We start from the raw sequence: 12,346 nt of genomic DNA, 5'->3' as shown, positions 1-12,346 counted from the left end.
CTATATCGCATCGCACGTTGGTATCTGGTATACCAGATACCGCCGCTCAGTCATGCTACAGGAGCATATCTTGCCGCCCGAAAGCCGCCTCAGGGCTTCTTCGCGTCGCCGGAAGCAGGGCTGCCGCTGCTGCCGGACCGTTCGACCTTGGCCGCTTCACGCAGCTTGACGATGGTGTCCTGCTGCGCCTTGCGGGTGAGGTACTGGTCAATCTGCTCCTTCATCTCGTCGAAGGTCGGCACCGGCTTGGTCCGCTTCTCCTCGACGCGCAGCACGTGCCAGCCGAACTGGGTCTTGACCGGATCGGAGACCTGGCCGGGGGCGAGCTTGAAGGCGGCGTCGGCGAACGGCTTCACCATCCGCTCCTGGGTGAACCAGCCGAGATCGCCGCCCTCGGTCTTGGAACCCGGATCCTTCGAGACCTCGCCCGCGATCTTGGCGAAATCCTCGCCGCCCTTGACGCGCGCGGCGATCTTCTTCGCCTCGTCCTCGCTTTCCACGAGGATGTGACGGGCCCGCACCTCCTCCTCCGGCTTCATCGACTTCACGGTTTGGTCGTAGAGCGCCTTGGCGGCCTCGGGCGTCACCGCCTTCTTGGCCTCGCGCTCGAGGTAGTCGTCGAGCAGGAGCTTGTCGCGGAAATAGGCGAGCTTGCGCTTGAATTCGGGGCTGTCGCCGACCTTGGCGGCCTCGGCCGCCTGAGCGCCGACCTTGAGATCGATCATGTAATCGACCAGCAGGTTCTGCTTGGCGCCCTCATCGACGCCCGGCAGCGACAGGGCCGGATCCTCGCCCGCGAGGGCGAGGTCGGCGGCGGTGATCGCCTGGCCGTTGACCCGCGCCACCACCGTTTCCGGCGGAACCGCCGCCGAGACCGGCGCGGGTGTGCCGGGCGCCTTCTGGCCGGCGGGTGCCTGGGCCAGGGCCGTACCGGGCAGGGCGAGGATCAGCGCGAGGGCGCTCGCGCGCCGGAGGGAGAACGGAATCGGCATCGGAAGCGTCGTTCCTTGGGCGTCGTCCCCGCGGGGCCGGCCATCATGCCGTCCGGCTTGGTCCCGCGCGGGGCTCGTCGGGATGCGGCGGGTGCCGCGAAGCGCGACACAGGTGGAACCTCCCGGGGGCAAAGGCAAGCGTGGCCTTGATGGCCGCGCGCTCTCGTGACCGCGCCTCGGCACTACCGGATGCGCCTGCGGATATTTACCTCTATAAGCCCGCCCAATGCAGGCCGGCGGCGCCATGACATGCCGCCCGCGACGACCTCACGACCGCAGGTTCACGATGCTCGGTGCCCTCGCCAAGAAGATTTTCGGCTCGTCCAACGACCGCCGCGTCAAGGGTTTTCGCCCTCGCGTCGCGGCCATCAATGCGCTTGAACCGGAAATCAGCGCGCTGTCCGACGAGCAGCTGCGTGCCCGCACGCAGGCGTTCCGCGATCAGCTCGCCGCCGGCACCCGCCTCGACGACCTGCTGGTCCCCGCCTTCGCCACCGTGCGCGAGGCGGCCAAGCGCGTGCTCGGGCAGCGCCATTTCGACGTGCAGATGATCGGCGGCATGGTGCTGCACGAATCCGGCATCTCGGAGATGAAGACCGGCGAGGGCAAGACCCTGGTCGCGACCCTGCCGGTCTACCTCAACGCGCTGGAGGGCAAGGGCGTCCACGTCGTCACGGTCAACGACTACCTCGCCTCGCGCGACGCGGAGTGGATGGGCCGGGTCTACCGCTTCCTCGGCCTCACGGTCGGCACCATCGTGCACGGGCTCGACGACGGGCAGCGCAAGGAGGCCTATGCCTGCGACATCACCTACGGCACCAACAACGAGTTCGGCTTCGACTACCTGCGCGACAACATGAAGTACGAGCTCTCGCAGATGACGCAGCGGGGGCACCACTTCGCCATCGTCGACGAGGTCGACTCGATCCTCATCGACGAGGCGCGCACGCCGCTGATCATCTCGGGCCCGGTCGATGACCGCTCGGAGCTCTACGTCGCGGTCGACGGGATCATGCCGCAGCTCCAGCCGGAGCATTACGACCTCGACGAGAAGCAGCGCCAGGTCTCGCTGACGGAGGCCGGCAACGAGTTCATCGAGGAGGCCCTGCGCGAGGCCGGCATCCTCAAGGAGGGCGACCTCTACGACGCCCACAACGTCACTCTCGTCCACCACGTGAACCAGGCGCTTCGCGCCCACACCCTGTTCACGCTCGACAAGGACTACATCGTCAAGAACGACGAGGTCGTCATCATCGACGAGTTCACCGGCCGCATGATGCAGGGCCGGCGCTACTCGGAAGGCCTGCACCAGGCGCTGGAGGCCAAGGAGCGGGTGACGATCCAGCCCGAGAACCAGACCCTGGCCTCGATCACCTTCCAGAACTACTTCCGCCTCTACAAGAAGCTCGCCGGCATGACCGGCACCGCCTCGACCGAGGCCGACGAGTTCGCCGAGATCTACAAGCTCGACGTGGTCGACATCCCGACCAACAAGGAGATCGAGCGCGTCGACGAGGACGACGAGGTCTACCGCACCGTCGAGGAGAAGTACGAGGCGATCATCAAGGAGATCGATCGGGCGCATAGCCGCCTGCAGCCCGTGCTCGTCGGCACCGGCTCGATCGAGAAGTCGGAGCTGATCGGCGAGCTCCTGAAGAAAGCCGGCTACACGCTGCTCGACTATTCCGATCCGAACGCCCTGACCGACGTCTACGCCGCCGCCCGCGAGAACCGGGTGACGAAGCGCTTCGCCGTGCTCAACGCCCGCTTCCACGAGCAGGAGGCCTACATCGTGGCCGAGGCCGGCGTGCCCGGCGCCATCACCATCGCCACCAACATGGCCGGCCGCGGCACCGACATCAAACTCGGCGGCAACCTCGAGATGCGCATCGAGAAGGAGCTCGGCCACCTTGCCGAGGGGCCCGAGCGCGATGCCGCGATCGAGGCCTTGAAGGCCGAGATCGCCGAGAACCGCGCCAAGGTGCTGGCCTCGGGCGAGAAGGCCGACCCGGAGGCGGGCCGCAAGCGGGACCTGCCGGGCGGGCTCTACATCATCGGCACCGAGCGCCACGAATCGCGCCGCATCGACAACCAGCTGCGCGGCCGCTCCGGCCGCCAGGGCGATCCCGGCCGCTCGAAGTTCTACCTGTCCCTCAAGGACGACCTGATGCGCATCTTCGGGTCCGATCGCATGGACGGGATGCTGCAGCGGCTCGGCCTGGAGCAGGGCGAGGCGATCATCCACCCCTGGATCAACAAGGCGATCGAGAAGGCGCAGCAGAAGGTCGAGGCGCGCAACTTCGACATGCGCAAGAACGTGCTCAAGTACGACAACGTGATGAACGACCAGCGCAAGGTCGTGTTCGAGCAGCGCCGCGACCTGATGGGCCAGGAGAGCGTGCGCGACACGGTCGACGAGATGCGCCACGGCGTGATCGACGACCTCGTCGCCAGCCACATCCCCGAGAACGCCTATGCCGAGCAGTGGGACGCGCCGGGGCTGAAGGCCCGCGCCCTCGACCTGCTCAACCTCGACCTGCCGGTCGAGGACTGGGTCAAGGAAGAGGGCATCGCCGACGAGGAGATCCGCGAGCGCCTGCGCAAGGCCTCCGACGAATCCTACGCCGCCCGCGTCGAGCGCAACGGCGCGGAGGTGATGGCCTATGTCGAGAAGCAGGTGGTGCTGCAGGTGCTCGACCACCTCTGGCGCGAGCACCTCGTCACCCTCGACCACCTGCGGCAGGTGGTCGGCTGGCGCGGATTCGCCCAGCGCGACCCGCTCAACGAATACAAGTCGGAGGCGTTCGAGCTGTTCAACGGCCTCGTGGCGGCCCTGCGCGAGCAGGTCACCGCTCAGCTCGCCCATGTCGAGATCATGCAGCAGGGCCCCGAGGACTTCCCCGGCGCGGGGTTCGAACAGGCGGGCTTCGGCGAGCCGCAACTGCCGCCGATGTTCCCCGAGCACCGCGACCCGGCCACCGGCGAGAACGAGTTCGCCTATGGCGGCAGCGACGGCGGGGCGGGCGGCGCCTACGGCTTCGCCGCGCGCGATCTCTCGGCGGACACGGCGGTGCTGGAGCGCAAGCCCGATGACCCCTCGACCTGGGGCCGGGTCGGCCGCAACGAGCCCTGCCCCTGCGGCTCGGGCAAGAAGTACAAGCACTGCCACGGCCGCTTCGCCGCCGAAGCCTGAAGTGGGCGACGCGATCGTCTACGGGCGGGAGCCGGATCTCGACGCGGAGACCTTTCAAGGTGTCCTCGTCGAATCCGGCCTCGCACCGCGGCGGCCGGCCGAGTATCTCGAGCGGCTCGACCGGATGCTGCGGGCGGCCGACCTGATCGTTACCGCCCGGCGCGGCGGGCGCCTCGTCGGCGTGGCGCGCACGCTCACCGACTTCGCCTTCTGCGCCTATCTCTCCGATCTCGCGGTCGCCCGCGACTGCCAGGGTCTCGGCATCGGCCGGCGCCTCATCGCCGAGACGCGGGCGGCGGCCGGCCCCGAGACCTCGCTGCTGCTCACCGCCGCGCCCGGCATCGAGGGCTATTACGAGGCCGTCGGCATGGCGCGGGTGCCGCACGCCTTCCGCACCGATCGGGAGCGCTGAGGCGTCAGGGGCCTTCCGCCGCCAGCGCCTCCAGCACCGCGTGGGCCGCGGCGATGCGCGCCGCGATCGGGACGGCGCGGTTGGCCAGCATGACGAGGCCGATGCGCCGCTCCGGCACGAAGGCGACATAGGCGCCGAAGCCGTTGGTGGAGCCGGTCTTGTTGAACAGCGTCGGCCCGCTCGGCGCCTGCGGCGGATCGAGCCGAGCGGCCGGTTGCGCCTCCAGCGTCATGGCCGGCGCATTGCCGGCCTGAAGACGCTCCAGCGAGACCGGATAGGGGTACTGCTCCCAGCCGAGGCCCTGCACCATCGCGCCGACTCGGAAATACCCGACATGGGTGCCCTCGACCGCCCGCCGCATCGGCGGATCGAGGCGGGTGGGATCGATGTTGGCCTCGACGAAGCGGATCATGTCGGCGGCGCTGGATTTGACGCCGTAGGCCTCGGCATCGAGAACGCCCGGATTGACGCGGATCGGCCGCTCGCCCTCGCCGTATCCCCAGGCGTAGCGGCCCATCGCGGCCTCGGGCACGCGGACGAACGAGTTCTTCAGTCCGAGTTCCGGAAACAGCCGGGTCCGTATCGACTCCGAAAAATCGCCGCCGAGGGCCGCCGCGGCGGCGGCTCCGAACAGGCCGAGGCTCGGATTGGAGTAGCGTCGCTCAGTGCCCGGCGGCGCGGAGGGCTGCCAATACCGGAAATAGGCGGTCATCGCCGCCGCGTCGGTCACGCTGTCGGGGAATTGCAGCGGCAGGCCGCCGGCGGTGTAGGTGCCGAGTTCGAGCAGGCTCACCCGGTCGAGGGCGCTGCCCCGCAGCACCGGCAGGAACCGGCTCGGTGCATCCTCGAGCGAGAGCCGGCCGAGCCCCTGCGCGTAGGCGGCGAGCGTCGCGGTGAAGGTCTTGCTGACCGAGCCGATCTCGAACAGCGTGTCCCGCGTCACCGGACGCTGCCCGTCCCGGTCGGCAAGCCCGAAGGTGAAGACGGCGGAGCGCCCGTCCCGCGTCACGGCGACGGCGAGGCCGGGCACATCGTACGCCTTCAGGGGCGGGCGGTAGGCCCGCTCCACGGCCTCGGCGATCCGTGCGGACGCACCGTCATCCGCCGCCGTGGGCGCGGAGCCGCACAGCAGGCCGCTCAGGGCGAGGACGAAAAGTCCGGGCTTTCGCATTGCGAAAATGGCGCGTTTCCTTCCTGGTTGATGCGGGCGAGGCGGGTAGGCATGACGGGTGAGGAAAGCGCCGAAAGCGCGGCAGGAGTGGGGACCGACCGGCCGCTGGTGCGCAGCCTGCGTCTCGGGCTCGACGCGCCCCGGACCGGGCCGCTGCAGGCCGCCCTGGCGCTGGCGAGCGCGCCGCTCGACTGGCTCGATGCTCATCGCCGCGGCTTCCTCCACGGGGACGAGGAGGCGCTCCTCACCGACCGCCTCCACGCCCGCCGCCGCCACGGCCTGCTGGTCGGGCGCTACGCCGCCAAATGCGCCCTCGCCGCGCTCAGGCCCGATCTCGACCCGCGGGTCCTGGCGATCCGGCCCGGCGTGCTGGAGCAGCCGGTGCTGTCCGGGCTCGGCATCGGAAATGTCGGCATCAGCCTGTCCCATGCCGGCGCGGTCGCCGTGGCTCTCGCCTTCCCCGAGGCCTGCCCGATGGGGGTCGATCTGGAACGGATCCGGCCGGACAACGTCGCGCTGCTGACGCGTCAGACCACGGCGGACGAGCGGCGCCTCCTCGCCGACCATCTCGGAGGCCCGGAGGCCGAGCGGCTGACGCGGCTGTGGTGCCTGAAAGAAGCCTTGTCCAAGGCCCTGCGCTGCGGCCTCACCGTGCCGCTCGATCTTCTGGCGGTCGGCCGCGTCGAGGCGGGACCAACGGGACTCGGTGTCACCTTCGCCCATTTCGCGCAGTACCGGGGCCTGAGCCTCGCCACCGGCGACCTCGCCGCCGCCCTCGTGCTGCCGCGCCCGCCGGCGGTGACGCTTGCGATCGACGCGGCGGAATGGGCGGCGTTTCGAGAGGCCCTGGCCGAGGCCGCGGCGCGGGAGACGGCGGCGTGACCGATATACGGGTGCCGAAGCAATGACGTAGGTGCGACCGAAGCAGTCGAACGGAAGCCGTATCAGCCGGCCGCCGAAGACCGGGATCAGCATCCGCATCGTGGTCCAGGCCGTACGCTCGAGACCGCATTGGTTCCGGACGCCTCTGCCATCCAATTCCTCCCACTGCGGATCAGCGGCTGCGGTCCAAAAAATTATCGTTTTACATAAATTAATTTCCGAGATATTTCGATTCCATCGGGAGTTCGGGATGCCAGACGTCATCGCCATGCTACATCGGGACGAGCAGGCCCAGCCGAAGCCCGATGACTATCCCGTCCTTCGGCGATGGGCCTGTTGCGCAGCGCATCTCGTTTCGGCGATCCTCGTGGCGAGTGCCGTCTTCACTACGACCATCCTCGTCCTCGGCCTGATGTTCCGGGGCGCCTTCCTCTGGCTGGCGCCCGGTGCGGGCTACATCGGAGCACCGCCGGAGGGTGTCGCGGGCGTCGTCCCCTTCGGCGCACTGCCCTGGCCGACCCGCCTCGCCTATGGAGCCAACTTCACGCTCACCCAGATGCCTGTCCTGATCGTGCTCTACGATCTGCGCGCGCTGCTGCGCGACCTCGCGGCCGGCGCGCTGTTTGCCGCCGGGCACGCCTCCCGCCTGCGCCGCATGGCACTCGGGCTCGTCGCCTACGCCGCCGCTCCGATCATCGGGCAGGTCGTCGTCCGGACGGTCGGAGACGGGGTGGATCTCGCGTGGTTCCGCACCTCCTCGTTCTATGCCCTCCTGGTCGCGGCTCTCCTGATCGTCTTCGCCGAACTCATCCAGGCAGGGCAGGCGATCAAGGACGACCGGGACGGGTTCGTCTGATGCCGATCGTGATGCGGCTCGATGTGATGCTCGCCCGCCGCAAGCGGAAATCGAAGGACCTCGCCCGCGCGGTCGGCATCACGGAAGCAAATCTGTCGCTGCTGAAGTCCGGCAAGGTCCAGGGCGTGCGCTTCTCGACGCTCGAAGCGATCTGCCGGGAACTCGACTGCCAACCCGGCGACCTGCTCGAATTCGTACCGGACGGCGAGGACGCACTGCGCCAAGCCTGCTGATCGTCCCCACCGATTCAAGCCTCGAACCCGCGCGCGTGCGTGCCGCGGGAGCGGAGACCTATGCCCATGCGCCATCTCGCCCGCGTCTCGCGCGCGCTCGCGATCGTCATCGCCGGATTGCTCTCCGCTTGCATTCCCTCGGTCCCGAAGGTGGATCAGGTTGCCGTCGTCTGGCCGGCGGAGGCCGGCGCCGCCGTGACCCTGCCGATGCAGCGCGCCTCCGGCCGCTGGCTCGTCTCCGTCGGCTTCCGGCGTCCGGACGGTAGCGAACGGCGCGCGCTCGCCTGGCTCAACATGGCCGCGCCCGCCCCGATCCTGTCGGAGGGGCTATACCGGGAACTCGGCCTCGCGGAGGGCCGCGACCTCACGATGCGGGTCGGCACCATCGGTGTGACGGTCGGCGGGCGCGCCGTCATCGACGGCCCCGGCCGAAACGGGGGGCGGGATCTCCTCGACTTGCTGTTCGCGCCCCGCATCGTGGAGGCCGTGCTGCCCGCCGGCGTGCTCCGGCGCTTCGTGGTCACGGTCGATCCGCGAGCGGCTTCCCTCACCCTGGCGCGGCCCGGATCGCTGCGCCCACGCGGCGTGCCTGTGCCGGTGCGGATCAATCCCGCCTCCGGGGTCGCGGTGGTGGAGGCGCGGATCGACGACCGAGCCGTTCCCCTCGTTCTCGACGTCGGCGCACCTTACACGTGGCTGCGGGGGCGCACCGTCGCGACGTGGATCGACCGGCACCCCGACTGGCACCGCGCGGACGGCGCGGTCGGACGTTCCAACCTCGCGATGGCGGATCTGGACCTCGAACCGGCTGCACGCTGATCCGCGTGCCCCGCCTCGATCTCCCGGGGCTGTCGCTTCCCGATGTCGGCGCGCTCGGCACCGGACCGCTCGGCGGCAAGCTCGGCGAGGCCGCGTTCGGCGAGGCTTTCTGGGACAGTTGGCAGGCCGGTATCGGCGAGCCCGTGGTCGGCTGGCTCGGCAACAACGTGCTCGACGACGTCCGGCTGACGCTCGATTACGCCGAGGGGCAAAGTTTCTGGGAGCGGCAGCGCGCGGCCCGTTCCGATGACCTCGACGGCATCGGCCTGACGCTGGTCCGGCACGACACGGGTTACGCCGTTGCCGCCGTCGCGCCGCGGCAGGGCCGTCCTCTCGTCCCAGGCGTCGAAGCGGGCGACCGGTTGCTGCGGATCGACGGGCGGCCACTCGACGGGCTCCCGCCCGACGCGGTGCTCGCGACGCTGTCGGCACGACCGGGCGGGCCGCGCATCCTGGAACTCGACCGGGCCGGCACCGCCGTGAGGGTCGAGGTCGAGGGCGCGCGGTCGGCATCACGGAAGCAAATCTGTCCCTGCTGAAGTCCGGCAAGGTCCAGGGCGTGCGCTTCTCGACGCTCGAAGCGATCTGTCGGGAACTCGACTGCCAACCCGGCGACCTGCTCGAATACGTGCCCGACAGCGGGAACGCGCTGCGACGCACAGGCTGACCGACCCACCATCCGACCTCGAACCCGCGCCCATCGGCCTGCGGGATCGGAGACCTGTGCCCATGCGGACCCACTCGCGCAACTGGCGCGTGCTCGTGCTCATCATCGTCACGGCGCTTTCGGCCTGCTCCATCGCGACGCCGATCCGGTACGCTGCCGAGAGTGCGCTCGATCCCCCCGAGCGTCCACCCATCGGCGCCCCTGACGGAACCGACCTGATGCTCTACTCCGTCGCCATCGGCGAAGGTGCCGCGTCGGATCGGCCGAAGCGGATGCTGTTCGTATCGGGCTCGGGCTGCACCAGCCTCAAACACTTCCTACGCCCCTACCTTCAGCCGCTCCGCACCCCCTACCGCGTCTATGCCGTCCAAAAGCCCGGGGTCGCCGATGGCGATCTCGGTTTGGCCTGCGGTGACGCATTCCACGCCGCGGACACGCTGCCCGCGATCCTCATGCGTCAGCGCGCGGTCTTCGACTGGCTGAAGCGCGGCGGCGACGGCGGGAATGGCCCGATCACGCTGTTCGGCGTCTCGGAGGGCGGGGGCATTGCCGTTGCCCTCGCGGCAGAGGCAGGTCCGGCCGTCGTGGACCGGGTGGTCGTGATCGGCTCGGGCGGTCTGACCCTGCGCCGGAGCCTTCAGATCCTGGCCTCACAAGACCTGCTGGCGGTCGATTTCGACGCGCTCTCAGCCAAGGTGGCGTCGGATCCCCATTCCGTCGCCAAGCGCCGCTTCGGTCACGCCCATACCTACTGGTCGTCGATGCTCGACGCCGATCCGCTGCCCGCGTACCTGCGACTGCGTGTGCCTGCTCTCGTTCTGTTCGGCGAGAAGGATCGGAGCGTGCCGGTCGAAGCCGCATGGCACCTGAAGGAGGCCATGCGGGCAGCAGGCCAGACAAACGTCACCGTTCAGACCGTGACTGGCGCGGATCACGCCCTGCGGCGAGATGGCAAGGATCTCAAACCCTCCCTGTTCCGTGGCGTTTCGGACTGGCTGAAGGACGGCGTTTGGAAACATGATCCGGCGCGGGAGCACGGTGGATCACCCTGAAGCGGGCCGTGTGAAAGCCCCTTGGGGGCCCAACACGGACGAGCAAGCATTCGCCTCATACGGTTTCCGGTTGATCACCTCGGACCGTGCCGAGTCCCGTCATCGCGAGGCGGAGCCGAAGTGATCAAACGGATGACGTGTCACACGCTCCCATGCCGCCCCATGCCGCCGCCGTGCACGAGAACGGCCGAGCCGAAGGAACCGAATTCCATGATGAGTTGGCGTCCGCCTCAAGCGATCCGCGTCAAGGTGATCGGGCTGGCGTGGCGCGGGGACGCGCTGCTGGCGGTCGAGGTCCTCGACGACCGCGGCCGGATCAAGGGCGTGCGTCCGCCGGGCGGCAGCATCGCCTTCGGCGAGACCCGCGAGCAGGCCCTGGCGCGGGAATTCCGGGAGGAGCTCGGCTGCGGCGTGACCATCGCCGGCCCCTGGACGGTGTTCGAGAATATCTACCGCCACGAGGGCGCGCTGGGTCACGAGATCGTCTTCGCCGCCGATATCCGCCTGCACGACGCGACCCTCTACGACCGCGACGTGATCCGTTTCAGCGAGGATGACGGCACGGCCTGCACCGCGCGCTGGCTCGCCCCGGCCGCGCTGCCGGACGGCGTCGCCCTGTTTCCCGGCGGGCTCGCGGCGGCGCTGGCCTCGCGCCGAGAGCCGGGGCAGCACCCGGGATACGAGATCCGGCGTGATGCCCCGGCCGATTGATTCTACGTCACCGTTTCCGGAAGCCGGCGGCCGCCTTTCGGGATGATGCCCTATCCCCGTGCGCCCGGCAGGCTGTGGCTGAGGAAGAAGTCGAGCATCGCCCGCGAGGCATCCGGCCCGTTCGCGTCGGTGTAGCTGCCCGCCGGGCTGCCGCCGGACCAAGCATGGCCCGCACCCTGCACCGACCAAGCCTCGGCCTGCACCCGCCCTGTCTCGTCGGCGTAGCGGGTGCGGGTGTAGCTGTGACCGCTCCCGGTCCCGCCCTCCCGCCGCGGCGTCAGCGCCTCGACCCCGGCCTGGGCCAGCACCGCCTCGGCGTTGCGGGGATGGACCGTGCCGTCGCCCTCGCCGTGGAAGACGATGGTCGGCACCCGCAGGGCCTGCGTCACCGCTCCGGCGCCGAAGCCGGCGGCACCGCCGGGCTCGGCCGCACCGGGCGCGCCGACACGCATCGCCGCCAGCGCCGAGGGCAGGTCGCGGGCACAGCCCGCGGCGAGACCCGAATGCACGCCGAGCCCCGCGAACAGGTCGGGATAGGCCCGGGCGATGTTGGCCGCCGCCGCCCCGCCCGCCGAGAGGCCGGCGATGTAGATGCGGGAGCGGTCGATCGGGTGCTCGGCGCAGACCGCGCGGACGAGCCCGGCGATGATGCCGGCCTCTCCCATTTCCCGGCCCTGGTCGCCGGGCTCGAACCAGTTCCAGCACCGCTGCGCGTTGGCCCGGCTCGATTGGCGGGGATAGACGACGTAGATCCCCTCCTCCTCGGCGAGCCCGTTCATGCGCGTGCCCGCGGCGAAGTCGTCCGGCGTCTGGGTGCAGCCGTGCAGCATCACGAGGAGCGGTCGCCGCCCGCTCCGCGGGCTCGGGATGAACAGCTTGTAGTCCCGCGCGCCGGCCGCATTGGAGAAGCTGCGCTCGACGAACTGGCCGTCTTCGGGCTCGACGCCCTCCGGTCTCGGAGCGTGCAGGTTGCCACCCACCAGCCCCCGCAGGGAGGGCGCGAGGGTGCGCAGGCCCTGCATCATCTGGTCGATGTTCTCGCGCAGCCGCTCCGGGATCAGCGCCGCCTGCGCCGCATCCGCTTCCGGCTCGAGCCGGGCCGCCGGACCGTCGAGCCGCGGAACCGCGCGCGGGGTGCCTGGGGCGTCGGCCGGCTGCGGCCTCTCGGGGACCGATCCCGCCGCCCCGAGGCTGCGCTGGATCAGGGCGGTCGCCTCGCCGAGCCGTCCGGCCCGGGTCAGGCGGGTGGCCTCGGCCATGTCGGTGAAGAAGGCGTTGTGACGTTCGGTCATGCGGGTCTCGCTTTCCGGGTCGGCGACGGGCGCGCACGCGCGCAGCGGGTCACGAGGGCGGGGGTG

Annotated in this window: 13 protein-coding genes; 10 read left to right on the top strand and 3 right to left on the bottom strand. The window is 70.0% G+C overall.

Annotation, left to right across the window (positions count from 1 at the left end):
- Positions 1-89: 89 nt before the first annotated feature.
- Positions 90-992, bottom strand: a complete 903-nt coding sequence (locus HNR01_RS10795) for a peptidylprolyl isomerase (protein ID WP_183667725.1) — start codon at positions 990-992, stop codon at positions 90-92.
- A 286-nt stretch (positions 993-1,278) separates the two neighbouring features.
- Between HNR01_RS10795 and secA the strand changes: the two genes are divergently transcribed.
- Both secA and HNR01_RS10785 read left to right on the top strand, forming a co-directional pair.
- Positions 1,279-4,185, top strand: coding sequence for a preprotein translocase subunit SecA (gene secA / locus HNR01_RS10790; RefSeq protein ID WP_017484879.1), 2,907 nt, complete (start codon positions 1,279-1,281; stop codon positions 4,183-4,185).
- Between the two features lies 1 nt (position 4,186).
- Complete coding sequence (locus tag HNR01_RS10785) at positions 4,187-4,597, top strand: GNAT family N-acetyltransferase (protein WP_017484880.1); 411 nt, start codon at positions 4,187-4,189, stop codon at positions 4,595-4,597.
- Positions 4,598-4,601: 4 nt separating this feature from the next.
- On the opposite strand, the gene ampC is transcribed toward HNR01_RS10785, so the two are convergent.
- Positions 4,602-5,768: a class C beta-lactamase gene (gene ampC / locus HNR01_RS10780; protein ID WP_183667724.1), complete on the bottom strand. Its 1,167-nt coding sequence runs from the start codon at positions 5,766-5,768 to the stop codon at positions 4,602-4,604.
- A gap of 51 nt (positions 5,769-5,819) precedes the next feature.
- On the opposite strand from ampC, the gene HNR01_RS10775 reads away from it, so the two are divergent.
- The 8 genes from HNR01_RS10775 (at position 5,820) to HNR01_RS10740 (ending at position 10,988) form a co-directional block, all read left to right on the top strand.
- Positions 5,820-6,650, top strand: coding sequence for a 4'-phosphopantetheinyl transferase family protein (locus HNR01_RS10775; protein WP_183667723.1), 831 nt, complete (start codon positions 5,820-5,822; stop codon positions 6,648-6,650).
- A 250-nt stretch (positions 6,651-6,900) separates the two neighbouring features.
- Entirely contained in the window at positions 6,901-7,506 is a 606-nt protein-coding gene (locus HNR01_RS10770) for a DUF2975 domain-containing protein (protein WP_183667722.1), read from the top strand.
- Entirely contained in the window at positions 7,506-7,739 is a 234-nt protein-coding gene (locus HNR01_RS10765; protein WP_183667721.1) for a helix-turn-helix domain-containing protein, read from the top strand. The genes HNR01_RS10770 and HNR01_RS10765 overlap by 1 nt, the downstream gene beginning before the upstream one ends.
- Positions 7,740-7,805: 66 nt before the next feature.
- Positions 7,806-8,558, top strand: coding sequence for a hypothetical protein (locus tag HNR01_RS10760; RefSeq protein WP_183667720.1), 753 nt, complete (start codon positions 7,806-7,808; stop codon positions 8,556-8,558).
- Between the two features lie 5 nt (positions 8,559-8,563).
- Positions 8,564-9,097 carry a S41 family peptidase gene (locus HNR01_RS10755; protein WP_183667719.1) on the top strand — a complete coding sequence of 178 codons (534 nt, stop codon included), beginning with the start codon at positions 8,564-8,566 and terminating at the stop codon, positions 9,095-9,097.
- On the top strand, positions 9,070-9,225 hold the full coding sequence (locus HNR01_RS10750; RefSeq protein ID WP_183667791.1) for a helix-turn-helix domain-containing protein: 156 nt from the start codon (positions 9,070-9,072) through the stop codon (positions 9,223-9,225). The genes HNR01_RS10755 and HNR01_RS10750 overlap by 28 nt, the downstream gene beginning before the upstream one ends.
- A 95-nt stretch (positions 9,226-9,320) precedes the next feature.
- On the top strand, positions 9,321-10,277 hold the full coding sequence (locus HNR01_RS10745) for an alpha/beta fold hydrolase (protein WP_183667718.1): 957 nt from the start codon (positions 9,321-9,323) through the stop codon (positions 10,275-10,277).
- 210 nt (positions 10,278-10,487) lie between these two features.
- Positions 10,488-10,988, top strand: a complete 501-nt coding sequence (locus HNR01_RS10740; protein WP_183667717.1) for an NUDIX hydrolase — start codon at positions 10,488-10,490, stop codon at positions 10,986-10,988.
- A gap of 50 nt (positions 10,989-11,038) precedes the next feature.
- Here HNR01_RS10740 and HNR01_RS10735 read toward each other — a convergent pair whose 3' ends face one another.
- Complete coding sequence (locus HNR01_RS10735; RefSeq protein ID WP_183667716.1) at positions 11,039-12,280, bottom strand: extracellular catalytic domain type 1 short-chain-length polyhydroxyalkanoate depolymerase; 1,242 nt, start codon at positions 12,278-12,280, stop codon at positions 11,039-11,041.
- Positions 12,281-12,346 lie beyond the last annotated feature (66 nt).

The sequence above is a fragment of the Methylorubrum rhodesianum genome, from assembly GCF_014199985.1.
Lineage (GTDB): Bacteria > Pseudomonadota > Alphaproteobacteria > Rhizobiales > Beijerinckiaceae > Methylobacterium > Methylobacterium rhodesianum.
This window is presented reverse-complemented; position numbering and strand designations above follow the sequence as displayed.

Bases quoted from the DNA above. Each gene is read 5' to 3' on its own strand.
- HNR01_RS10770 (WP_183667722.1), top strand. From the start codon at position 6,901: ATGCCAGACGTCATCGCCATGCTACATCGGGACGAGCAGGCCCAGCCG.
- HNR01_RS10760 (WP_183667720.1), top strand. From the start codon at position 7,806: ATGCGCCATCTCGCCCGCGTCTCGCGCGCGCTCGCGATCGTCATCGCC.
- ampC (WP_183667724.1), bottom strand. From the start codon at position 5,768: ATGCGAAAGCCCGGACTTTTCGTCCTCGCCCTGAGCGGCCTGCTGTGC.
- HNR01_RS10735 (WP_183667716.1), bottom strand. From the start codon at position 12,280: ATGACCGAACGTCACAACGCCTTCTTCACCGACATGGCCGAGGCCACC.
- HNR01_RS10765 (WP_183667721.1), top strand. From the start codon at position 7,506: ATGCCGATCGTGATGCGGCTCGATGTGATGCTCGCCCGCCGCAAGCGG.
- HNR01_RS10775 (WP_183667723.1), top strand. From the start codon at position 5,820: ATGACGGGTGAGGAAAGCGCCGAAAGCGCGGCAGGAGTGGGGACCGAC.
- HNR01_RS10740 (WP_183667717.1), top strand. From the start codon at position 10,488: ATGATGAGTTGGCGTCCGCCTCAAGCGATCCGCGTCAAGGTGATCGGG.
- HNR01_RS10795 (WP_183667725.1), bottom strand. From the start codon at position 992: ATGCCGATTCCGTTCTCCCTCCGGCGCGCGAGCGCCCTCGCGCTGATC.
- secA (WP_017484879.1), top strand. From the start codon at position 1,279: ATGCTCGGTGCCCTCGCCAAGAAGATTTTCGGCTCGTCCAACGACCGC.